This window comes from Streptomyces sp. NPDC018947 (assembly GCF_044390505.1).
In the GTDB taxonomy this organism is placed as follows: Bacteria; Actinomycetota; Actinomycetes; order Streptomycetales; family Streptomycetaceae; genus Streptomyces.
Genome location: NZ_JBIRZD010000009.1, coordinates 246,926 through 267,386, shown reverse-complemented (window position 1 = coordinate 267,386; position 20,461 = coordinate 246,926). Strand labels below are relative to the sequence as shown.

22 protein-coding genes are annotated in these 20,461 nt (G+C 73.2%); 15 read left to right on the top strand and 7 right to left on the bottom strand.

Annotated features, from left to right (window positions below; all coding sequences use genetic code 11):
- Nucleotides 1-103 precede the first annotated feature (103 nt).
- From ACH499_RS19420 to ACH499_RS19395, 6 genes are all read left to right on the top strand, one after another.
- Nucleotides 104-979, top strand: coding sequence for a winged helix-turn-helix domain-containing protein (locus ACH499_RS19420; RefSeq protein ID WP_365596596.1), 876 nt, complete (start codon nt 104-106; stop codon nt 977-979).
- On the top strand, nt 979-1,785 hold the full coding sequence (locus tag ACH499_RS19415) for an HAD family hydrolase (RefSeq protein ID WP_399017126.1): 807 nt from the start codon (nt 979-981) through the stop codon (nt 1,783-1,785). Before ACH499_RS19420 ends, ACH499_RS19415 begins: the two co-directional genes overlap by 1 nt.
- Before the next feature lie 149 nt (nt 1,786-1,934).
- Entirely contained in the window at nt 1,935-2,987 is a 1,053-nt protein-coding gene (locus ACH499_RS19410) for a phosphotransferase (RefSeq protein WP_399017124.1), read from the top strand.
- A 43-nt stretch (nt 2,988-3,030) separates the two neighbouring features.
- On the top strand, nt 3,031-3,636 hold the full coding sequence (locus ACH499_RS19405) for a TetR/AcrR family transcriptional regulator (protein WP_399017122.1): 606 nt from the start codon (nt 3,031-3,033) through the stop codon (nt 3,634-3,636).
- Nucleotides 3,637-3,707: 71 nt separating this feature from the next.
- Nucleotides 3,708-5,789, top strand: coding sequence for a HelD family protein (locus ACH499_RS19400; protein ID WP_399017120.1), 2,082 nt, complete (start codon nt 3,708-3,710; stop codon nt 5,787-5,789).
- 217 nt (nt 5,790-6,006) lie between these two features.
- Nucleotides 6,007-7,287: a phosphatase PAP2 family protein gene (locus ACH499_RS19395; protein ID WP_399017118.1), complete on the top strand. Its 1,281-nt coding sequence runs from the start codon at nt 6,007-6,009 to the stop codon at nt 7,285-7,287.
- Nucleotides 7,288-7,332: 45 nt separating this feature from the next.
- On the opposite strand, the gene ACH499_RS19390 is transcribed toward ACH499_RS19395, so the two are convergent.
- Nucleotides 7,333-7,704, bottom strand: a complete 372-nt coding sequence (locus ACH499_RS19390; RefSeq protein WP_392837237.1) for a VOC family protein — start codon at nt 7,702-7,704, stop codon at nt 7,333-7,335.
- A gap of 117 nt (nt 7,705-7,821) precedes the next feature.
- Between ACH499_RS19390 and ACH499_RS19385 the strand changes: the two genes are divergently transcribed.
- The 3 genes from ACH499_RS19385 to ACH499_RS19375 all read left to right on the top strand — a co-directional run bounded on the left by ACH499_RS19385 (nt 7,822) and on the right by ACH499_RS19375 (nt 9,403).
- Nucleotides 7,822-8,286 carry a helix-turn-helix transcriptional regulator gene (locus ACH499_RS19385; protein WP_356204371.1) on the top strand — a complete coding sequence of 155 codons (465 nt, stop codon included), beginning with the start codon at nt 7,822-7,824 and terminating at the stop codon, nt 8,284-8,286.
- Nucleotides 8,287-8,369: 83 nt separating this feature from the next.
- Nucleotides 8,370-8,960 (top strand): hypothetical protein, encoded by a 591-nt coding sequence (locus ACH499_RS19380; RefSeq protein ID WP_399017115.1) that lies wholly within the window; start codon nt 8,370-8,372, stop codon nt 8,958-8,960.
- 107 nt (nt 8,961-9,067) lie between these two features.
- Entirely contained in the window at nt 9,068-9,403 is a 336-nt protein-coding gene (locus ACH499_RS19375) for a DUF2516 family protein (RefSeq protein WP_356204518.1), read from the top strand.
- 24 nt (nt 9,404-9,427) lie between these two features.
- Here the strand turns inward: ACH499_RS19375 and ACH499_RS19370 are convergent, their stop codons facing one another.
- The 3 genes from ACH499_RS19370 to ACH499_RS19360 all read right to left on the bottom strand — a co-directional run bounded on the left by ACH499_RS19370 (nt 9,428) and on the right by ACH499_RS19360 (nt 13,153).
- The gene (locus ACH499_RS19370; protein WP_356204374.1) at nt 9,428-10,804 is read right to left on the bottom strand and encodes a fused response regulator/phosphatase; all 1,377 of its coding nucleotides are present in this window, start codon (nt 10,802-10,804) and stop codon (nt 9,428-9,430) included.
- Between the two features lie 271 nt (nt 10,805-11,075).
- Entirely contained in the window at nt 11,076-12,173 is a 1,098-nt protein-coding gene (locus tag ACH499_RS19365; protein WP_356204377.1) for an NlpC/P60 family protein, read from the bottom strand.
- Between the two features lie 194 nt (nt 12,174-12,367).
- Nucleotides 12,368-13,153, bottom strand: coding sequence for a class I SAM-dependent methyltransferase (locus ACH499_RS19360; RefSeq protein WP_356204520.1), 786 nt, complete (start codon nt 13,151-13,153; stop codon nt 12,368-12,370).
- A gap of 226 nt (nt 13,154-13,379) precedes the next feature.
- Here ACH499_RS19360 and ACH499_RS19355 point away from each other — a divergent pair, with 226 nt between their 5' ends.
- From ACH499_RS19355 to ACH499_RS19340, 4 genes are all read left to right on the top strand, one after another.
- On the top strand, nt 13,380-13,799 hold the full coding sequence (locus ACH499_RS19355; protein WP_399017113.1) for a DUF4260 family protein: 420 nt from the start codon (nt 13,380-13,382) through the stop codon (nt 13,797-13,799).
- Nucleotides 13,792-14,331 carry a TetR/AcrR family transcriptional regulator gene (locus tag ACH499_RS19350; RefSeq protein WP_399017111.1) on the top strand — a complete coding sequence of 180 codons (540 nt, stop codon included), beginning with the start codon at nt 13,792-13,794 and terminating at the stop codon, nt 14,329-14,331. Before ACH499_RS19355 ends, ACH499_RS19350 begins: the two co-directional genes overlap by 8 nt.
- A 128-nt stretch (nt 14,332-14,459) precedes the next feature.
- Nucleotides 14,460-15,797 (top strand): D-inositol-3-phosphate glycosyltransferase, encoded by a 1,338-nt coding sequence (mshA, locus tag ACH499_RS19345; RefSeq protein ID WP_356204382.1) that lies wholly within the window; start codon nt 14,460-14,462, stop codon nt 15,795-15,797.
- A complete protein-coding gene (locus ACH499_RS19340) occupies nt 15,790-16,293 on the top strand; it encodes a YbjN domain-containing protein (protein ID WP_399017109.1) in 504 nt (167 codons plus the stop codon). Before mshA ends, ACH499_RS19340 begins: the two co-directional genes overlap by 8 nt.
- Before the next feature lie 7 nt (nt 16,294-16,300).
- On the opposite strand, the gene ACH499_RS19335 is transcribed toward ACH499_RS19340, so the two are convergent.
- Nucleotides 16,301-17,104 (bottom strand): AraC family transcriptional regulator, encoded by an 804-nt coding sequence (locus ACH499_RS19335; protein ID WP_399017107.1) that lies wholly within the window; start codon nt 17,102-17,104, stop codon nt 16,301-16,303.
- A 49-nt stretch (nt 17,105-17,153) separates the two neighbouring features.
- Here ACH499_RS19335 and ACH499_RS19330 point away from each other — a divergent pair, with 49 nt between their 5' ends.
- Nucleotides 17,154-17,591 carry a DUF2000 family protein gene (locus ACH499_RS19330; RefSeq protein WP_399017105.1) on the top strand — a complete coding sequence of 146 codons (438 nt, stop codon included), beginning with the start codon at nt 17,154-17,156 and terminating at the stop codon, nt 17,589-17,591.
- Between the two features lie 74 nt (nt 17,592-17,665).
- Here ACH499_RS19330 and ACH499_RS19325 read toward each other — a convergent pair whose 3' ends face one another.
- Nucleotides 17,666-18,979: an MDR family MFS transporter gene (locus ACH499_RS19325; RefSeq protein ID WP_399017103.1), complete on the bottom strand. Its 1,314-nt coding sequence runs from the start codon at nt 18,977-18,979 to the stop codon at nt 17,666-17,668.
- A gap of 154 nt (nt 18,980-19,133) precedes the next feature.
- Here ACH499_RS19325 and ACH499_RS19320 point away from each other — a divergent pair, with 154 nt between their 5' ends.
- Nucleotides 19,134-19,895: a phosphoglyceromutase gene (locus ACH499_RS19320; RefSeq protein WP_356204392.1), complete on the top strand. Its 762-nt coding sequence runs from the start codon at nt 19,134-19,136 to the stop codon at nt 19,893-19,895.
- Nucleotides 19,896-19,985: 90 nt separating this feature from the next.
- On the opposite strand, the gene ACH499_RS19315 is transcribed toward ACH499_RS19320, so the two are convergent.
- Complete coding sequence (locus tag ACH499_RS19315; RefSeq protein WP_356204405.1) at nt 19,986-20,423, bottom strand: ATP-binding protein; 438 nt, start codon at nt 20,421-20,423, stop codon at nt 19,986-19,988.
- Between the last annotated feature and the right edge of the window lie 38 nt (nt 20,424-20,461).

Sequence of the window (20,461 nt, the reverse complement as noted above, 5' to 3'; positions counted from 1 at the left end):
TCCGGGAAGTTGGCAACCAACTCTGCCTATGTTGTCCCCACTTGGCTACTAGGTATAAACAAGTTTCAAACAACTCCCTTAAGGTAGGTCGGAGTTGTAGCGTTTGGTCGTGACCCAGGAGAACGTGTCCGTGAACGGCAGCAGAAGGCTCTCGTCCCAGGAGATCGCCGACATCCTGCGGGAACGGATCCGCGGGGGGCAGCTCAAGGCGGGCGACCGCCTGCCCACCCAGGCCGAACTGGCCGACGAGTTCAAGGTGGAGCGCGGCACCGTCCGCCAGGCACTGCGGGCCCTCCAGGAGGACGGCCTGCTCACCAACGTCAGCAAGGGCAGCCCGCCGCGCATCGCCGAGCCGGCCCCCGCGCGGGGCGAGCCCCAGCCGACGATGGTGGCGCTCGGGCCCCGCCTGGCGGACGCGTTCTCGGTGCCGCACGTGAAGGTGGACGTCGTCTGCCACACGTCGGAGACCCTGATGCTGGCGCTCAGCGAGCCGCTGCGGCTGATCCACGAGGGCCGGATCCGCCCGGAGTCGATCGACTTCCGCGTCCTGATGCCGTCGCGCCACATCGAGCTGGCCTTCCCCGTCCTGGTCGAGGACGAGGACGGCGACGTGCTTCACCAGCGCTGGCTCCAGATGCGCAACGCCCAGGCCCGCGTCCTCCAGCACAACCTGCACGCCGTGCGCTCCACCCACCGCGTCGACGTCCGCATCGCCTTCCGCGCCCTGCCCTTCACCCCGCCGATGAAGCTCTACCTGCTCAACGGCGAGGAGGCCCTGCTCGGGTACTACATGCTGACCAGGCGTGAGGAGGAGTACGAGAGCCGGACCCTGGAGATGTACGACGCCCTCGGCTCCCAGTCGCTGCTGTTCTCCTTCCTCAAACGCGCGGGCCACCGGGACGAGGTGTTTGTGAAGGAATCACAGAAGTGGTTCGACGCCCTCTGGGAAACCATCACCACGGACATGACACTCTCCTAGTGACCTCTGATACGCGGACCGAGCCGCCCGCGGCGGACGCGGAGAACCTCGGACGACTGGTGCGCCACGCCCGTTTCGTGCTCTGGGACTTCGACGGGCCCGTCTGCCGGCTCTTCGCCGGGCACGCGGCGGAGCGGGTGGCGGCCGACCTCGTCGGCTGGCTCGAGCGGCGCGGGCTGAGCGGGCTGCTGACCCGGACGGAACGGGAGTCGCCGGACCCGCACGCGGTCCTGCGCGCCGTCGACCGCCGGCACCCCGACAGCGACCTGGTGGCGGAACTGGAGGAACGCCTCACCCAGGAGGAGCTGCGCGCCACCGCCTCGGCGATGCCGACCGCGTACGCCGACCCCCTGATACGGACCTGGACGGCCGTCGGCGTCCGGCTGGCCGTCGCCACCAACAACTCGCCGCGCGTGGTGCGCGCCTATCTGACCGGCCGCGGACTGCTGCCGTGCTTCAGTCCGCACATATACGGCCGCACCCAGGAACTGAGGCTCCTCAAACCCGACCCGCACAGCCTCGTCCGCGCCCTCGGCGCCCTGGGCGCCGCCCCCACCGCCTCCCTCTTCATCGGCGACTCCCCCTCCGACTGCGAGGCCGCCCGCCGGGCCCGCGTCCCCTTCCTCGGCTACGCCCGCGACGAGCGGGGGGAGAAGTCCCTGCGCGACGCGGGCGCCGACACGGTGGTGGGGTCGTTCGAACCGCTGCTGGGGCTGCTGCGGAGCGGGCCGGCCACCGGGCGCGCCGCGAACGGCCGCGCGTACGACGGCCCGAGGGCTCCCCAGCGGCACCGGAACGCGGGGTGACGCGGTGCGTCCCGGGCCGTGTTCCGCACCGCCCGAGGGTCCGGTGGAGTAACGTGCTGCCCTCTTACCCCATCGGCGCCACCGGAATGGGCTGAAGGCACAGAATGGCACCCCGAACGGCCTCGCCCGTCAGGCAGCGAGCCGAAGCGATGAGCGGCGCACCGGGCCTGGTGAAGGGCCCGCTCAGGGGCTATCACCACGAGACGTACGTCATCTGGCCGCCGGGGGGCGGCGGCCCCGTGAAGTTCCGCGAACCCCGTTCCGCCGGCCTGTGGTTCGACCGCCGGTGCTTCCAGTCGGAGGAGGAACTGCTGCGCGGGCTCGAGGGCCGCGTCGACCAGGTGCCCGGCGTCGTCGACATCGGGGGGATGGACCTCCAGACCTTCATCGAGGGCCGCACCCTCGGGGCGTACCGGTGGGGCCGGCGCGTGCCGGACCCGTTGTTCGAGCAGATCGTCCGTCTGTTCCGGCAGATGGTGCCGATCACCGCCGACACCCTGCACGTCGCACGCCGCTGCTCCCCGCGGGACGCCCCCGAGGACGGCGACAGCGCCGGGTTCCTCGGACGCCTCGTCGTCTTCGCCGAGGAGCAGGTGTACGCGGCCAACCGGGCCGAGTTCGGCGGTCTCTTCCGCGCGCTGGGCGTCGGTGAGGAATCGTTCGCCCGCCTGAAGGAGCATGTGGGCCGTCTTTCCGAGCGGCCGTTCTGCCTCCTCCACGCCGATCTGCACCGGGAGAACTTCGTCGTCGACCCGCGAGGGCGGCTGTGGACCATCGACTGGGAGCTGGCGATGGTCGGCGATCCGCTCTACGACCTGGCGACGCACCTCTATCTCATGCGGCTGCCGGCCGACCAGGAGGCGCGCATGGTGCGCGAGTGGCGCGAGGTCGTCGAGTCGGTCCGGCCCGGCAGCTCCCGCGGCTGGGAACGCGACCTGCCGCTGATCACGGACTTCAAGCGGGCCCAGTCCCTGTTCACCGACGCGGTCCGGCTCGGGCTGTCGCTGCGGGACGAGTCGGGTTTCCGCTGGTCCGCGCTGCCGAGGGCGGCCGGAAAGCTGGAGCGTGTCCTCGTCGCCGCGGCCGCGCCGCTCGGTCTGGCGAGCGTGCCGAGCCGCACGCAGATCACGGCCGCCCTCGTCCGGTGGCACCGAGACCGTCCCGGCGCCCGGCCCCGCCGCTTTGGGCACGCGGGGCACTAGGGATCCGCCGAGGCCGCCCGCTCCGGTGCGTAGGCTCACCGGCATGAGCGAGATCGGCCTGCGGGAGCGCAAGAGGCGGCAGATGGTCCAGCGGCTGTCGGACGTCGCCGTCGGGCTCTTCCTGGAGAAGGGGTTCGACGCGGTGTCCGTCGCGGAGGTGGCGGCCGCGGCCGAGGTGTCCAAGCCGACGCTCTTCCGGTACTTCCCGGCGAAGGAGGACCTCGTCCTGCACCGGATCGCCGATCACGAGGGCGAGGCGGCGCGGGTGGCGGGGGAGGGCCCGGCACCGCTCGCCGCGCTGCGCCGGCACTTCCTGGCGGGGCTGGAGCGGTCGGACCCGGTGACCGGCCTCAACGATCATCCCGACGTGCTCGCCTTCCACCGGCTCCTGTACGGCACGCCCGCCCTCGTGGCCCGTGCGCACGCCCACCTCGAACGGTCGGAGTCCGCGCTCGCCGACGCGCTCGGCGGCGACCTGGACGCCCGGCTGGCCGCCGCCCAGATCATCGCCGTGCAGCGGGTGCTCGCGCAGGAGAACTGGCGTCGGATCGCGGCCGGGGAGCGGGTGGCGGACGTGCGGGAGGACGCCGTGGCGGCGGCGGAGAGGGCGTTCGCCGCGCTGGCGGAGGGGCTGCCGCACCTGGTCTGAGCGGACGCCGGGCGGTGCGTTACTCAGTAAAAAATGTAACGCGGTAACGTTCTTCGGGTACGCTCACCGGAATGACGTCACCCGACCCCGACCTTCAGCGCGCCCTCGACCGCGAGCGCGCCCACCACGAACACTGCCGGACCGCCCTGGCCGCCATGGTCGACGGCGCCCGGGACCACGTCGTCACCGGCGAGGACGTCTCCGCCTCCGGGGCCGACGCCGAAGTCCTCGGGTACCGGCTGCGCAGTCGCGCCAAGGAACTGGGTGAACTGCCCGAAGGGCCGCTGTTCTTCGGGCGGCTGGACTTCGCCGCGACGGACACGGACGGGGCGGGCCGGGAGGGGGCCCCGCGGCGCGCACGGTCCGAGCTGCCCGAACACCCGCTGCACATCGGCCGGGTGCGGATCAGTGAGGACCCCGTCGCCCCGCCCCTCGTCGTCGACTGGCGCGCCCCCGTCGCCCGCGCCTTCTACCAGGCCACCGCCCGGGACCCGCGGGGCGTCGCCGTCCGCCGCCGCTTCGGCTGGGCGCCCGGAAGTGCCGGGGACCCGGCCGACCTCACCGGACTGGAGGACGAGCACCTCGGACGCGGCGAGTGCGGCCCCAGCGACATCGTGGCCCGCGAGATCGAGCGGCCCCGCGTCGGGCCCATGCGGGACATCGCCGCCACCATCCAGCCCGAGCAGGACGACCTCGTCCGCGCCGGCCTCACCGCCTCGGTCTGCGTGCAGGGCGCCCCCGGCACCGGCAAGACCGCCGTCGGACTGCACCGTGCCGCCTACCTGCTCTACACCCACCCCGACCGCATGCGCCGCGGCGGCCTGCTGATCCTCGGCCCCAACCCCACCTTCCTCGCCTACATCGCCGAGGTGCTGCCCGCCCTCGGCGAGAGCGGTGTACGGCAGTGCACGCTCGCCCGGGAGATCGCCCGGCACCCGGTCACCGGCGCCGACGACGAGCGCGCCGCCGCGCTCAAACACGACGCCCGCATGGCCGAGGTGCTGCGCCGCGCCCTGTACGCGCGCGTGACCCCCGGCGCCGCCGACTCCCTCGCCGTGCCGGACGGTTCGTACCGATGGCGCGTGCCGGGCGAGGTGCTCGGCCGGATCGTGGCGGACGTGACCGGGGAGCGCCCGGCGTACGCCGTCGGGCGGGAGCGGGTGCGGTCCCGGGTCGTGCGGTACGTCCAGGAACAGGCCGAGCGGCGGAGCGGGCCGCGCACCGCCGCCTGGGCGCGCCGGATCGAGCGGTCCCGGCCGGTCGCAGCGTTCCTCGACGCCGCCTGGCCCCGGGTGCGGCCGGAGGAGGTCGTGGCCGGTCTGCTCGGTGACCCCGGCGAACTGGCGGCCGCCGCCGACGGGGTGCTGGACGCCGGTGAGCAGAAGGCGCTGCTGTGGCCGTCCGGGGCGCCGCGGTCGTGGCGGTCGGCGCGCTGGTCGGCGGCCGACCTGGTCCTCCTCGACGAGGTCGCCGGGCTGCTCGAACACCCCGAGGGCTACGGCCACATCGTCGTCGACGAGGCCCAGGACCTCTCCCCGATGGAGTGCCGGGCCATCGCCCGGCGCGCGGTCTTCGGTTCGCTCACCGTCCTCGGCGACCTGGCCCAGGGGACCACCCCGTGGGCGGCGCGGTCGTGGCCGGAGCTGTTGGCCCACCTGGGCCGGCCGGGTGCCGACGTGGTGCCGCTGACCACCGGCTTCCGGGTGCCGAGGGCCGTCGTCGGCCTCGCCAACCGGCTGCTGGCCCGGCTGGACGTGGACGTGCCGCCGACCCGTTCGCCGCGCGGGGACGGCGAGTTGACGATGCGCCCGGTCGACCCCGGCGGCGTGGGGGACGCGGTCGCGGACGCCGTGCGCGACGCGCTGGAACGGGAGGGCTCCATCGGCGTGATCGCCGCCGACGCGGACGTGCCCCGGGTGCGGGAGGCCCTCGACGCGGCCGGGATCGCGGCGGCGGGGCCGGGGGAGCCGGGTGCCCGGGTGTCCGTGGTGCCGGCGAGCCTCGTGAAGGGGCTGGAGTACGACCATGTCGTCGCCGTCGAGCCGGCGGCGATCGCGGAGGCGGAGGAGCGGGGACCGCACCGGCTGTACGTCGTGCTGACCCGGGCGGTGTCCCGGCTGGACGTGGTGCACGCACGGCCCCTGCCGTTCTGATCGGCGGGCTCCGGGATCACGGGGGAAAGCGCGTACCCGATTCGCTAGCATGTCCGAACTTGCGGTGATCGCCCATCGCTCGTTCGAGTGCTCCGTAATCGACTATTCCTCACAAATCGGCCGGAAATTGATAACTGCAGCATCGCGCCTGTTTTCGCGAATAAGCGTCAGAAGAGCGTTCGCCGCGTGGCGTCGGCCACGGGCGGTGCTGTGGACCATGGCGGGTGTGGCGGTCCTCGGCTTCCTCGTCGCGCTGGAGGTCGCCGCGCGCCACTACGGCCTGCCGGGGCCGATCACGACCCAGGCGCGCGAGGTCGTTCTCGCCCCGGACTCGGGGCCGTTGCTGTACGCGAGCATGGCACTGACGATGGTGGTGCTCACCTGGCGGCAGCGCCTCGTGGCGGCCTGCTTCGCCGTCGGCGTCGACGTCGTCTTCGCGCTGGTGCGGTGGGCGGTCGGCGCCGAGATGAACTTCGGCAACGGCGCGCTGTGGGTGATCCTGGGCTGCGCGGTCGTCGCCCTCACCCGCCGCACGGGGCGGGAACGGGCCCTGCTGCTGAAGGGCGTCGGGCTGGGCCTGCTGCTGGTGGCCGGCCGCAAGACCGGCGACACCTGGCTGCTCATCACCTCGAAGACCCGCCCGACGGTGCTCGACGAGTACCTGGCGACCGCGGACCACGCGCTGGGCGATCCGGCGTGGCTGGTCGGCCGGATCGTCGAGGCCACCGGCCCGGTCGGTCACCACGTCCTCGACTTCGTCTACGTCAAGCTCGCGGTGGCCGCCGTCGTCATCGCCGTCTGGCAGTTGCGCAAGGTGGCGGTCGAGCGGCGCTTCCCGCGCCACCACCTGGTCCGCACCTTCCTGGTCGTCGGGCTCCTCGGACCGGCCGTCTACATGATCTTCCCGGTGGTCGGACCGGTCTTCGCCTACGGCGACGGCGCCTGGGGCACCGGCGGCGCCCCGTGGGCCGTGGCCGACCTGTGGCCGCACACGCTGCCCCCGGCGGGCGCCCCGGAGCACCTGCTCTACGACGAGTTCACCCCGCGCAACTGCATGCCCAGCCTGCACACCGCGTGGTCGGTCGTGATCTTCCTGCACTCCCGCACGGGCCCGAGGCTCCTGCGGTACGCGGCCACGTTCTGGCTGGTCGCCACGCTCAGCGCGACCCTCGGCTTCGGCTACCACTACGGCGTGGACCTCGTGGCCGGCGTGGTGTTCGCGTACACGGTCGAGGCGGCGCTGCGCACGTTCGACCGGGGCTGGGACCCCGCGGGGCTCCGCCTGGTCGCCCTCGGCGTGGCGGTCTTCGCGGTGCTGCTGACCGCGTACCGCTTCCTGCCCGTGGAGATGGCCCGTTACCCGTGGCTGGCCGGACCGCTCCTCCTGCTGCTGATGGCCTCCGTGATCTACGGCTACCACCGCACCGTGAGCCGGTGGAACCCCGAGCCCCTTCCGGCCCCGGCGCCCCGGCAGCAGCCGCAGCCCGAACCGGCGTGACGTCGCCGGCCGGCCCGCCGGAGGGCGGGGCGGGCCGGCAGGTGGTCAGCTCAGGCGGGACCGCAGCAGGCAGAACTCGTTGCCCTCGGGGTCGGTCAGGACGTGCCAGGACGCCTCGCCGCTCTGGCCGACGTCGGCAGGGCGCGCCCCGAGCTTCAGGAGGCGTTCGAGTTCGGCGTCCTGGTCGCGGTCGGTGGCGTTGACGTCGAAGTGCAGCCGCAGCGGGGCCGTCTTGGGCTCGCTGGAGGGGACGAAGACCAGAGTCGGCTGGAGGCCGCCGAACCCTTCCGTGGGTCCGATCTCCACGGCGCCGTCGTCGGTGTCGAGCACGTGGAAGTCCAGCACCTCGCACCAGAACGCCGCCAGTCGCTGCGGATCCTGGGAGTTGATGATCAGTTCGGAGATTCGGCATGCCATGGCGGGCACCCTACGAGGCGCCGGCCCCGGTCGGCCAGGCATTAACCCGCGCCCTCGGCGGCGCACTTTTGCAAGCGGGTGCTTGCAATAGTTAGCAGGGTGGGGCATGGTGGAGACATGGCTTCGCTCAACGTCGGCAATCTCGGTGAGTACCTGCGCGAGCAGCGGCGCAACGCGCAGCTCTCGCTGCGGCAGCTCGCCGATGCCGCCGGGGTGTCCAACCCGTACCTGAGCCAGATCGAGCGCGGGCTGCGCAAGCCGAGCGCCGAGGTGCTCCAGCAGGTCGCCAAGGCGCTGCGCATCTCCGCCGAGACGCTGTACGTGCGCGCCGGGATCCTGGACGCGGAACGTGACCGGGAGGACGTGGAGACGCGTGCGGTCGTCCTCGCCGACCCGACGCTGACCGAGCGGCAGAAGCAGGTACTGCTCCAGATCTACGAGTCGTTCCGCAAGGAGAACGGGTTCGGGGGCGACGGCGCCCCCGCGAGCACCCCCGGCGAGGACGCCGGCGCCGGCGAATCCATATCCGGCCGCCGCCCCCGTACGAGCGGCGACGACGCCGGCCCGCGACAGCCGGCCTGATGACCGGGAGCCGACGACCGGCCGGCCGGACGCGGGCAGACCACCACACCCTCAGCCGAACGCATTCCGGGAGGACCAGCACCATGGCCATCACCGACGACCTGCGCAAGACCCTCAGCGACCCCACCCCCCTCTACTTCGCCGCCGGCACCGCCGACCTGGCCTTCCAGCAGGCGAAGAAGGTGCCCGTTCTGGTGGAGCAGCTCCGGGCCGAGGCCCCGGCGCGGATCGAGGCCGTCCGCAACACCGACCCGAAGGCCGTCCAGGAGAAGGCGACGGCCCGCGTCAAGGAGACCCAGGGAACCCTCCAGGCCAAGGCCGGCGAGCTCCTCGGCTCCCTCGACGCCGACTTCAAGAAGCTCGGCGAGACCGCCCAGGACCTCGCGCTGCGGGGCGTCGGCGTCGCCGCCGAGTACGCCGTCAAGGCGCGGGAGACCTACGAGAAGGTCGCCGAGCGCGGCGAGCAGGCCGTGCGCACCTGGCGCGGCCAGGCCGCCGACGGCATCGAGGACATCGCCGAGGAGGTGGAGGAGCTGGCCGTGGCCGTCGAGCCCAAGCGCGAGCCCGTCACCGTCACCGAGGACAAGCCGACCGCGAAGAAGGCCCCGGCCGCCCGCAAGGCCCCGGCTAGGAAGAGCACCCCCGCGAAGAAGACGACGCCGTCCGCCGAGTGACGAGAGCGGAACCACACGCGGGCCGGGCACCCTTGGGGTGTCCGGCCCGTTGTGCGGGTACGGTGACCGCGTAGGGACGACCGAGTCTGGTGGTGGACGTTGTGCTGATGCAGGGCTTCGCGGGGTTCATGTGGCTGCTGAGCACGGCCCTGATCGTTTTCAGCGGCTTCGCGTTGCTCGACGCCGCCACGCGCAGGGAGGACGCCTACCGCGCGGCCGACAAGAAGACCAAGCCCTTCTGGTTGATCATCCTCGGGCTCGCGTTCGTGGTGGACCTGATCTTCCCGATCCTGGCGTTCCTGCCGGTCATCGGCCTCATCGCCACGATCGTCTACATGGTCGACGTACGGCCCGCGCTGCGCGCCCTGCCGGGCGGCGGCCGCAGCACCCGCCGCGGCTCCAGCAGCGACGGCCCCTACGGCCCCTGGAACGGCGGGCGCTGACCGCGGCTCCGCCGTCTTCGCCGGTCAGGGCATCCGGTCCAGCAGCAGCACCGCAACGTCGTCCGTCAGCTCGCCGCCGTTGAGGTCGCGGACCTCGTTCACCGCCGTCTCCAGCAGCTCCTCGCCGCGCAGGCCGTCGGCGAAGCGGCGGCGGACCATCTCCACCATGCCGTCCTGGCCGAGCCGTTCGCGGCCCTCGCCGACGTGGCCCTCGATCAGGCCGTCGGTGTAGAGCATCAGGCTCCACTCCGCGCCCAGCTCCACCTGCATGCGGGGCCAGCGGGCACCCGGCAGCAGCCCGAGCGCCGGGCCGTTGTTGTCGTACGGCAGCAGCCGTGCGGGCCGGCCGGGTCCCGCGACCAGGGGCGAGGGGTGGCCGGCGAGGCACAGGCCGGCGCGGCGGCCGTCCGGGGCGATGTCCACGGTGCACAGCGTCGCGAAGATCTCGTCGTCCGAGCGCTCGTGCTCCAGCACCTCCTGGAGCGTGCCGAGGAGCTGGTCGCCGCACAGCCCCGCGAGGGTCAGCGCGCGCCAGGCGATCCGCAGCTCCACGCCGAGCGCCGCCTCGTCCGGGCCGTGCCCGCAGACGTCGCCGATCATGGCGTGCACGGTGCCGTCCGGGGTGCGGACCACGTCGTAGAAGTCGCCGCCGAGCAGGGCGCGCGAGCGGCCCGGCCGGTAGCGCGCGGCGAACCGCAGCGGGGAACCGTCCAGCAGCGGGGTCGGCAGCAGGCCGCGCTCCAGACGCGCGTTCTCCTGGGCCCGCAGCCGGCCCTCGGCCAGCCGCCGCTCCGCCGAGTCGGACCGCTTGCGCTCGACGGCGTAGCGGATGGCGCGGCTCAGCAGCCGGCTGTCCAGCTCGTCGCGGAACAGGTAGTCCTGGGCGCCCACCGCGACCGCCTCCGCGCCGCGCTCGGCGTCGCTGGACGAGGTGAGCGCGAGCACGGCGTGCCGGGGCGCGAGTTCCAGCACGTGCTTGAGGACCGCCAGCTCGTCGTCCGCCTCGCCGTCGCCCGCCCGCGCCGGGGACGGCAGGGCGAGGTCCAGCAGGATGCAGTGGACGTCGTCGGTCAGCAGTCGCTCGGCCTCGGTGAGGTTGCGGGCCGTGCGCACGCGGATCGGCTTGCCGGCCTGGTCGAGCAGGTCGGGCACGATCGGTGAGCCGCCCGGGTCGTCCTCGATCAGCAGCAGCGTCAGGTTCGTGGGAGTGGTGCTCTCTCGGTTCTCCGTGGGCTTCTCGCGCTTCTCCGTGGGGTTCTCTCGCGGACTGGTGGGGTTCTCGGCCGGGTTCGTCCCGATCGGGGCCTGTTCCGGGGAACGGCCGCTGTCCGGGGACGCGGCGGGCGCCTGACCACACTCCACGGCCGGGATCGCCCTCTGCCGTGGTACGGGTACGGGCATCGTCTTGGGTTCCTTCCCTCCCCCCGAGGGCACGGCGGGGCGAGGGACCTCGACCCACCGACGGGGACCATAGCGGGTGTCGGCGTCGCGGCGGAATGGTCCGTGACACGTCGGACGGCCGTCGGCCGGTGTCATATGCCGCGTTGTGTACCGCAGTTGGACACCTCGACCGGGGTGCGGGAATGACGAACGTCACGCGGTTCCGGGGGCCCGGCGTGGAGTCCGTCACGTGGGCGGCGTCACGCGCCGGGTGCCGTGCGCGTGGTCCGGGTCACGGACCCGGCGCGTCCGCCGTGTCCGGCCGGACGACCCCGAGGATCGGCATGGTCCCGGCCCCCGCGATCGTCACCGTGCGGCCGGGGCGCGGGGCGTGGACGATCTTGCCACCGCCGATGTACATGCCGACGTGGCTGGCGTCGTCGAAGTAGATGATCAGGTCGCCGGGGCGCATGTCCTTGATGTCGACGCGCTCGAGCTGCTTCCACTGCTGCTGCGAGGTGCGCGGTACGCCCTGCCCGGCGGCGATCCACGCCTGGGAGGTCAGGCCGGAGCAGTCGTAGGAGTCGGGGCCCTCGGCGCCCCACCGGTACGGCTTGCCGACCTGGGCGGTGGCGTACTCCACGGCCTTCCTGCCCCGCTCGGTCGAGTGGGCGTCGAGGTCCTTGAGGACGCCGGAGCCGAGCCAGGCGGTCTGGGCCTTCTCCTGGGCCAGGCGTTCCAGCCGGGCGAGGCGTTCCTTCTCCTCCTCCTCCAGCTCGGACTCGAGCTTCTCGGCCGCCGCGATCTGCTTCTCGATCTTCTTCTGGGCGGCGGCCCTGGTCTTGCGGTTGGTCTCCAGCTTCTTCCACTGGGCGGAGGCGTCCGCCTGGTAGGCCTCCAGGTCCTCCTGGGCGCGGGTCAGCTCGCCGAGCAGCCCCTTGGTGGCGCGCTGGCCCTGGAGTATCCGGTCGGTGCCGTCGAGGAACGCCTCGGGGTCCTCGCTCAGCATCAGCTTGGCCTCGTCGGACAGCCCGCCGGTGCGGTACTGGGCGCGGGCTGCGGCACCCGCGCGCTCCTTGAGCCCGTCGAGCCTCTCCTGTCCCGCGACGATCTTCTTCGCCAGTGCCACGAGTTCGGCGGACTGCCTCTGCGCCGCCTCCTCGGCGGCGTTGTACTCGTCGGTGGCCGAGGCCGCCGCGCGGTAGAGCTCGTCGAGCTTCTTGCGCACGGCCTCCAGGTCCTTGCCGGGGGCCGGCGCGGGCGGTGCCGTCGACGAGGGGGCCGGGGTCGGGTCCGGCGCCGCGAACGCCGTGCCCGGCGCTGCCAGCACGGTGACCGCGCAGACCACGGTCACGGCGGCGGTCGTCAAGCCACGCTTCCCCGTACGCATACCTCGCCCCCACAACTGATTTACCGTCAGTAACATCGCTCGCTCGTGGGATCGTGCCATGCCGGCGCGCAAAGCGACAGAGGGAGTGGTGTCCTCCCCTCCGGCCGGCTCCGGCGTCCGCGGTGCGGTGATCCCGCTGTGTGACGTACGCCGCGCGGAGATCGTTCCCGCGGGGTCGCCGGGCCGGCCGTCTCTCAGGCGCGCGGCGCCAGAGCCTCCCAGCGCACCGTCACTTCGCCCTGGCGCCAGCGCGCCGGACCGTCCGTCACCGGCCAGTCGGCGCTCAGGTCCCGCACCGCCCGTATCCACCGCTGGCGGGCACCGTAGGAGGCGTAGGGCGCGGCGGCGGCCCAGGCGCGGTCGAAGTCGCGCAGGAAGGCGTGCACCGGCTCGCCGGGGACGTTGCGGTGGATGAGCGCCTTGGGCAGCCGTTCGGCCAGGTCTGAGGGGCGGTCGAGGGAGCCGAGGCGGGTCGCCAGGGTGACCGTGCGCGGACCCTGCGGCCCGAGGGCGACCCAGACGTGGCGCCGTCCGATCTCGTCGCAGGTCCCCTCGACCAGGAGCCCGCCGCGGGAGTGCTCCGTCGCCGGCGCGAGCCGCGCGCACAGCCGCTGCCAGACGGCGGCGACCTCGCCCTCGTCGTACTGGCGCAGCACGTTGGCCGCCCGGATCAGCAGCGGGGGCCGCGGGACCGGGACCTCGAAGCCGCCGTGCCGGAAGGCGAGCCCCTCGCGCGTGTACGGCTCGGCCGCCGCCACCCGCGCCGGGTCGATCTCGACGCCCACCACGCGCGCGTGCGGCGCGACCGTGCGCAGCCGGTGCAGCAGCTCGACCGCGGTCCAGGGGGCCGCGCCGTAGCCGAGGTCCACGGCTACGGGGTCGGCGGCGCGGCGCAGTTCGGCCCCGTGGGTGGCCGCGATCCAGCGGTCCATGCGGCGCAGGCGGTTCGGATTCGTCGTCCCGCGCGTGACCGTCCCCACGACGGGGGTGCCGCCGCCCGGACGAAGCCGGGGGCGGGGGAGGGCGACGGCGCGGGCTGGCATGCCTACGAGGGTATGCGGCGCGCCGCTGTGCGCCCGTACCGAGCCGGGCGCGCGTGGCGGACCTTGACGGCTAACGGTGTTAGCTGTACGGTCCGGAGCGACGGTGGCTAACGACATTAGCCACCTGCACCGTCCGTCGTCCGACCCGGCAGAAAGGCCCCTCATGAGCACGGTCACCGCTCCGGCCCCCCGTCCCCTCACCGCGCTCGCCGGCGTCCGCCGCGCCGCCTGGCTGCTGGGCGCGCTGTCCTGGTCCGCGTTCGCCGTGCTGGAGGCGGTGCGCCACGGGTGGCTCGCCGGGCTCCTGGCGTTCGCCTTCTTCGTGGCGCCCGACCTCACGTTCTTCGTGGGCCTGTCCGACGCCCGCCGCATGGCGAAGGGGCAGCTTCCGCCGCGCGCGGTGCCGTACTACAACGCCGCCCACCGCGCCCTCGTCCCGCTCGTGCTCCTCGCGCTCGCGGCAGTGGCGCCGGTGACCTGGGCGCCGGCGTTCGCGGCCCTGTCGGGGTGGCTCGCGCACATCTCGTACGATCGCGCCTTCGGTTACGGACTGCGTACGAAGGAGGGCTTCCAGCGTGGCTGACCGCCTGTCCCCCCGGGCCCGCGAGATCGCCGCGACGGCACGGGCCCTGCTGGAGGAGTCCGGGCCCGCCGCGCTCACCCTGCGGGCGCTCGCCGACCGCCTCGGCATCAAGGCCCCCTCCCTCTACAAGCACTTCCCGGACAAGAACGCCGTCGAGGCCGAACTGGTCGCCCAGTTCCTGACGGAGACCGCCGAGGCCCTTGAGACCGCCGAGGCGGACGAACCGGCCTCCCCGGCGGCGCTGGCACGGGCGTACCGGACCTACGCGCTCGCCCACCCCCACCTGTACTGCCTGGCGAACGAGCGCCCCCTGCCCCGCGCCCTGCTCCCGGCGGGCCTGGAGGACCGGGCCGCCGCGCCACTGCTGCGGGCCTGCGGCGGGGACGGGGACCTGGCCCGCTCGGTCTGGGCGTTCGCGCACGGGATGGTCGTCCTGGAGATCCACGGCAGGTTTCCCGAGGGGGCCGACCTGGCCCAGGCGTGGAGAAAGGGCGTGGAGGCGCTGGCGCGCCCCCGGGCCTCGAACGGTTGAGCGAGTGTCGGTAATGATTCGGTAAAGGTCGGGAATCCGGAAATGGAGCACCCCGGCCCGGCGTTCCCTCCCCTTGGAGGGCGGCGCGTGTCCTCCCGAGGCACGCCCGCAGCGAGGAGGAACGGCTCGTGAGCCAGTACGTCAGCAGGCTCGGGCGCCGCTCCCCGGCGGCCCCTCCGCGGCTGCGGCTGCACCGCAGGCCCCGCCGCGTCGCCATGCTCTCCGTGCACACCTCCCCGCTCCACCAGCCCGGCACCGGCGACGCCGGCGGCATGAACGTCTACATCGTGGAGCTCGCCCAGCGCCTGGCCGCGATCAACATCGAGGTCGAGATCTTCACGCGCGCGACGACCGCCGCCCTCCCGCCCGCCGTCGAGCTGGCCCCCGGCGTCCTCGTCCGGCACGTCGACGCCGGTCCCTACGAGGGCCTCGCCAAGGAGGAGCTGCCCGCCCAGCTCTGCGCCTTCACGCACGGCGTGATGCAGGCCTGGGCCGGACACCGCCCCGGCCACTACGACCTCGTGCACTCCCACTACTGGCTCTCCGGCCACGTCGGCTGGCTCGCCGCCCAGCGCTGGGGCGCCCCCCTGGTGCACGCCATGCACACCATGGCCAAGGTCAAGAACGCCAACCTGGCCGACGGCGACACCCCCGAACCGGCCGCCCGCGTCATCGGCGAGACCCAGATCGTCGCCGCCTCCGACCGTCTGATCGCCAACACGGCCGAGGAGGCCGGCGAACTCGTCCGGCACTACTCCGCCGACCCCGGCAAGGTCGCCGTCGTCCACCCGGGCGTCAACCTCCAACGGTTCCGCCCCGCCGACGGCCGCGCCGCCGCCCGTGCCCGCCTCGGCCTGCCGCAGGACGCGCTGATCCCGCTCTTCGCCGGGCGCATACAGCCCCTGAAGGCCCCCGACGTCCTGCTGCGCGCGGTCGCCGTCCTGCTCGACGAGCGTCCCGAGCTGCGCTCCCGCATCGTCGTCCCCGTCGTCGGCGGCCCCAGCGGCAGCGGCCTCGCCAAGCCGGAGGGTCTGCAGAAGCTCGCCGCGCGGCTCGGCATCGCCGACGTGGTCCGCTTCCGCCCGCCGGTCGGGCAGGAGCAGCTCGCCGACTGGTTCCGGGCCGCGTCCGTGCTGGTCATGCCGTCCTACAGCGAGTCCTTCGGCCTGGTCGCCATAGAGGCCCAGGCCGCCGGTACTCCCGTACTGGCCGCGGCGGTCGGCGGCCTGCCGGTCGCCGTGCGCGACGGCCGCACCGGGCGCCTGGTCCAGGGCCACGACCCCGCCGCCTACGCGCGCGTGCTGCGCGACTTCGCGGACGACCCCGGGCTCACGGACCGGATGGGCGCCGCCGCCGCCCGGCATGCCCAGTCCTTCGGCTGGGACGCCGCCGCCGCCGCGACGGCCGACGTCTACACGGCGGCGGCCCAGTCGCACCGCCGTCGCGTACGCTCCCACCATGGCTGAGGCAGCACAGAAGGCAGCACAGGTCGTCGAGGGCGCCCTCGGGGAGGCGGGGCTGGAGTGGGAGAGCCCCGAGCCCGGCGCCTACGTCGTGAAACTCCCCGGCACCCGCAAACTGTCGACCACGGTCTCCCTCCTCCTCGGCCGGCACTCCCTCTCCCTCAACGCCTTCGTCATCCGCCACCCCGACGAGAACGAACCGGCCGTCCACCGCTGGCTGCTGGAACGCAACCTCAAGCTGTACGGCGTCGGTTACGCCGTCGACCGCCTCGGCGACATCTACGTCACCGCCAGGCTGCCGCTCGCCGCCGTCACCGCCGACGACGTCGACCGCCTCCTCGGACAGGTGCTGGAGGCCGCCGACGGCGCCTTCAACACCCTGCTGGAAATGGGCTTCGCGTCCGCCATCCGCAAGGAGTACGCGTGGCGGACCTCGCGCGGGGAGTCGACCCGCAACCTGGAGGCGTTCCGGCACCTGATCGAGCGCTCCGAGGACTGACGCCCCGTCAGCGCCCCCGCGCCCCGGTGCGGTAGCGCCCCGGCGGCACGCCCACCAGCCTCCTGAAGTGCCGGGTCAGATGGGCCTGGTCGTAGAACCCGGCCTCCCCCGCCACCTCCGCCGGGGCGCGCCCCGCGAGCAGCAGCCGCCGGGCCAGCTCGACGCGGCGGGACATCAGGTACTGGTGCGGGGCGATGCCGTAGGCCGCGCCGAACGCCCGCACCAGGTGCGCCGGATGGGCCGACACGAGCGCACCGGCCTCCTCCAGGCCGACCCCCTCGACGGCCCTCTCGTCCAGCAGCTCACGCAGCCGCCGGGCCAGTACGGGACCGGGGCGCGCGGGCCGGGGCTCGCCCCGCCGCCGCAGGTGGTCGCGCAGCCGCTCCCCGATCAGCGTCAGCCTGCTCTCCGCCTCCAGCTCGTCGCCGGGCCGGGCCAGCGCGGCGTGCACCTGTCCGACGCGCCGTCGCAGCACCGGGTCCCGCAGGTCGGGGGCGTCGACCGCGCGCCCGATCAGCTCCTCGCCGAGCCGGGAGGCGTCCAGGTACAGCACGCGCTTGCGGAAGCCGTCCGCGGTGACGGGGGAACCGTTGTGCGGCACGTGCGGCGGCAGGAGAGTGACCGTGTCGTGCGGGGTGCCGTGCTCGTGCCGGTCCAGGTCGTAGCGCACGGCGCCGTCGTCCACGATCAGCAGCGTCCAGGCGTCGTGGACGTGCATCGGGTAGCTGTACCCGGTGAAGTGGGCGTGGAGGACCTCGACGACGCCCGGTACGCGGGGACGCCAGGCGGAGACGTTCCGCTGGTCGGCCATGCAAAGAACGTACAAGACCGCGCCGTGCGCCGACCGGCAGTCTCACGGCATGAGCACGCACGACACCGAGAGTCCCGTCCGCTTCGACACCAAGATCGCCGTCCTGCTGCGCGAGGACCTGGAGACCTGGCAGCGCCTCAACGTCACCGCCTTCCTGGTCAGCGGCCTGGGCACCCAGGTCCCCGAGGTGATCGGGGAGCCGTACGAGGACGCGGACGCGGTCGGTTACCTGCCGATGTTCCGCCAGCCGGTGCTGGTCTTCGAGGCCACGAAGGAGGAGCTGACCAGGGCCCACGGCCGCGCGGTCTCCCGCGCCCTGCCCAGGGCCCTGTTCACCTCCGACCTCTTCGGCACCGGCAACGACCGCGACAACCGTGCGGCGGTCCGCGCGGTGCCGACGGCCGACCTCGACCTGGTCGGACTCGCGGTGTACGGGCCGCGGAACGCGGTGGACAAGGCGGTGAAGGGGGTGCGGATGCATCCGTGAGGGCGCCCGCGGCCGGGCGGGCGGCTGCCCCTGCGGCGCGCCCGTGCGTGGGTGGACGCGCCGTGGGACCGCCGTCAGGCCGCGCTGACCTCGGGCTTCGCGGGGGAGGCCGGCTCGGGGGAGCCGGGCTCCGGGGCCGTGGGCTCCGGCGACGCGGGCTCCGGGGCCGTGGGCTCCTCCTCCGGCAGGCGCCGCATCAGCGCGCCGTACCCGACGGCGGCCACCGTGCCGACGACCGCGCACATGCCCCACAGCCACTCGGCGCCCCAGGAGTCGATGACGAAGCCCGACATCAGCGGGGCGACGAGCGCGGCGACGGACCAGGACATGGTGTACATGCCCTGGTAGCGCCCGCGGCCGTGCACGGGGGAGAGGCGGACGACCAGCCCGGTCTGGGTCGGCGCGTTGACGATCTCGGCCAGCGTCCACACGCACACGGTGAGGGCGAAGACGCCGACCGACCCGGCGAAGGCGGTGAGCCCGAACCCGTACCCGGCCAGCAGCGACGAGACGACGAGCAGCCGGCGGGCGTCCCGGTGCTCGATGAACCGGGTGACCGGGATCTGCAGGACGACGATCAGGACACCGTTGACGGCGATGGCCGCGCCGTAGTCCGCGGGCGTGAACCCGGCCTCGCCCATGGCCACCGGCAGCGCCAGGTAACCCTGCTGGAAGATCAGGGCGACCAGGAAGGACAGGCCGACGACGGCCATGTAGCGCCCGTCGCGCAGGACGGTCCACAAGGAGACGTGCGGCTCGTCCGTCGCGGACGCGTCCCGGCTACCGCCCTTGTCCGGCCGCGACTCGGGCAGCTTCACGAAGATCAGGACCGCGCAGACCAGGGTCATGGCGGCCTCGATCAGGAACCCGGCGAGGTAGCTGACCTCGGCGATGAACCCCGCCCCCATGGACGAGATCGCGAACCCGAGGTTGATGGCCCAGTAGTTGAGCGAGAAGGCCCGGATGCGGTCCTCGGGCCGCACGATGTCCGCCATCATCGCCTGCACGGCGGGCCGCGAGGCGTTGCTCGCCATGCCGACCAGGAAGGCGACGGCGGCGATGGCGAGCGGGTCCCGCATGAAGCCGAGCAGGGCGACGGACAGGGCGGTGGAGGTCTGCGCGACCAGCAGCGTGGGCCGCCGTCCGAGCCGGTCGGTCATCACCCCGGCGCCCAGCGAGGACACGACGCCGCCGAGCCCGTGCAGGGCGGCGACCAGACCGGCGTACGAGGCGGAGTAGCCGCGGTCGAGGGTCAGGTACAGCGCCATGAAGGTGGCGACGAAGGCGCCGAGCCGGTTGACCAGGGTGCTGGTCCACAGCCACCAGAACTCGCGTGGGAGCCCGGCGACGGACTCGCGTGCGGCACGTCTCAGTCCGGCGACTGACATGGGACCCCCGTAATGACATGTAAGCGGCTCGACTGGTGAGCAGACCTTACGAGCGGGGGATCGCCGGGAGCCACTCAATTAACATTTCCCGTCAACCGTCCGCCGGGCGGGCACCACGCACGGGCGATCCCCGCCGTCGATTACGCTCGGGACCATGGCCGACGCACCGTACAAGCTGATCCTCCTCCGCCACGGCGAGAGCGAGTGGAACGAGAAGAACCTGTTCACCGGCTGGGTGGACGTCAACCTCACCCCGAAGGGCGAGAAGGAGGCGACGCGCGGCGGCGAGCTGCTCAAGGACGCCGGCCTGCTGCCCGACGTGGTCCACACGTCCGTCCAGAAGCGCGCGATCCGCACGGCCCAGCTCGCGCTGGAGGCCGCCGACCGCCACTGGATCCCCGTCCACCGCCACTGGCGCCTGAACGAGCGCCACTACGGCGCCCTCCAGGGCAAGGACAAGGCCCAGACCCTCGCGGAGTTCGGCGAGGAGCAGTTCATGCTGTGGCGCCGCTCCTACGACACCCCGCCGCCGGCGCTGGCCCGCGACGCCGAGTACTCCCAGTTCTCCGACCCGCGCTACGCCGTGCTCCCGCCGGAGCTGCGCCCGCAGACGGAGTGCCTCAAGGACGTCGTCGTACGCATGCTGCCGTACTGGTTCGACAGCATCGTCCCCGACCTCCTGACCGGCCGCACGGTCCTCGTCGCCGCCCACGGCAACAGCCTGCGCGCCCTGGTCAAGCACCTCGACGGCATCTCCGACGCCGACATCGCGGGCCTGAACATCCCGACGGGCATCCCGCTCACCTACGAACTGGACGCCGACTTCAAGCCCCTCAACCCGGGCGGCACCTACCTCGACCCGGAGGCGGCCGCGGCGGCGATCGAGGCCGTGAAGAACCAGGGCAAGAAGAAGTAAGCGGTACTGATCAAGCCCCGCCCTGCGGTTTCCTCGTAGGGCGGGGCTTATTGGTGTGCTCGGGCCGTCGGCCCCGTGAACGAGCCGTGCTCAGGGCGGCCAGGCGTCGGCCATCTCGAAGGAGACCATCGTGCCGCCGAAGCGGCTGGGACCGGAGTGCCAGGAGTCGGCGACGGAGTCGACCAGGGGCAGCCCGCGCCCGTGCACGTCGTCGGGGTCGGGGTGTCTCAGGCGAACGTTCGCCGGCAGCCCGGCATTGTGAACCTCGACCCGGAGGGAGGTTCCTTCGCGGAACCACTCCAGGTGGACGACCCAGGGTTCGTCAGACTCGCCGTGGACGATGGCGTTGGTCACCAGTTCCGAGATCAACAGGACGCAGTCGTCGACCGAGCAGGCCGGGTTGTACGGGGTGATGAACTTCCGGAACCAGCGTCGGGCCCGAGGCACGGACTCCGGGACGGGGCGCAAGGTCATCGCTCCGAGGCGCGGTGAGCCCTCGCAGGGATGACGGTCGATCGTGTAGGCCACCCGCGCTCACTCCCCGCCGATGCCGTCACTGTGGCGGC

What these genes read in the sequence shown, in the direction of transcription:
- ACH499_RS19410 (WP_399017124.1), top strand. Translation starts at nt 1,935, where the DNA reads ATGAGCGGCGCACCGGGCCTGGTGAAGGGCCCGCTCAGGGGCTATCAC.
- ACH499_RS19405 (WP_399017122.1), top strand. Translation starts at nt 3,031, where the DNA reads ATGAGCGAGATCGGCCTGCGGGAGCGCAAGAGGCGGCAGATGGTCCAG.
- ACH499_RS19400 (WP_399017120.1), top strand. Translation starts at nt 3,708, where the DNA reads ATGACGTCACCCGACCCCGACCTTCAGCGCGCCCTCGACCGCGAGCGC.
- ACH499_RS19395 (WP_399017118.1), top strand. Translation starts at nt 6,007, where the DNA reads ATGGCGGGTGTGGCGGTCCTCGGCTTCCTCGTCGCGCTGGAGGTCGCC.
- ACH499_RS19390 (WP_392837237.1), bottom strand. Translation starts at nt 7,704, where the DNA reads ATGGCATGCCGAATCTCCGAACTGATCATCAACTCCCAGGATCCGCAG.
- ACH499_RS19385 (WP_356204371.1), top strand. Translation starts at nt 7,822, where the DNA reads ATGGCTTCGCTCAACGTCGGCAATCTCGGTGAGTACCTGCGCGAGCAG.
- ACH499_RS19380 (WP_399017115.1), top strand. Translation starts at nt 8,370, where the DNA reads ATGGCCATCACCGACGACCTGCGCAAGACCCTCAGCGACCCCACCCCC.
- ACH499_RS19375 (WP_356204518.1), top strand. Translation starts at nt 9,068, where the DNA reads ATGCAGGGCTTCGCGGGGTTCATGTGGCTGCTGAGCACGGCCCTGATC.
- ACH499_RS19370 (WP_356204374.1), bottom strand. Translation starts at nt 10,804, where the DNA reads ATGCCCGTACCCGTACCACGGCAGAGGGCGATCCCGGCCGTGGAGTGT.
- ACH499_RS19365 (WP_356204377.1), bottom strand. Translation starts at nt 12,173, where the DNA reads ATGCGTACGGGGAAGCGTGGCTTGACGACCGCCGCCGTGACCGTGGTC.
- ACH499_RS19355 (WP_399017113.1), top strand. Translation starts at nt 13,380, where the DNA reads ATGAGCACGGTCACCGCTCCGGCCCCCCGTCCCCTCACCGCGCTCGCC.
- ACH499_RS19340 (WP_399017109.1), top strand. Translation starts at nt 15,790, where the DNA reads ATGGCTGAGGCAGCACAGAAGGCAGCACAGGTCGTCGAGGGCGCCCTC.
- ACH499_RS19335 (WP_399017107.1), bottom strand. Translation starts at nt 17,104, where the DNA reads ATGGCCGACCAGCGGAACGTCTCCGCCTGGCGTCCCCGCGTACCGGGC.
- ACH499_RS19330 (WP_399017105.1), top strand. Translation starts at nt 17,154, where the DNA reads ATGAGCACGCACGACACCGAGAGTCCCGTCCGCTTCGACACCAAGATC.
- ACH499_RS19325 (WP_399017103.1), bottom strand. Translation starts at nt 18,979, where the DNA reads ATGTCAGTCGCCGGACTGAGACGTGCCGCACGCGAGTCCGTCGCCGGG.
- ACH499_RS19320 (WP_356204392.1), top strand. Translation starts at nt 19,134, where the DNA reads ATGGCCGACGCACCGTACAAGCTGATCCTCCTCCGCCACGGCGAGAGC.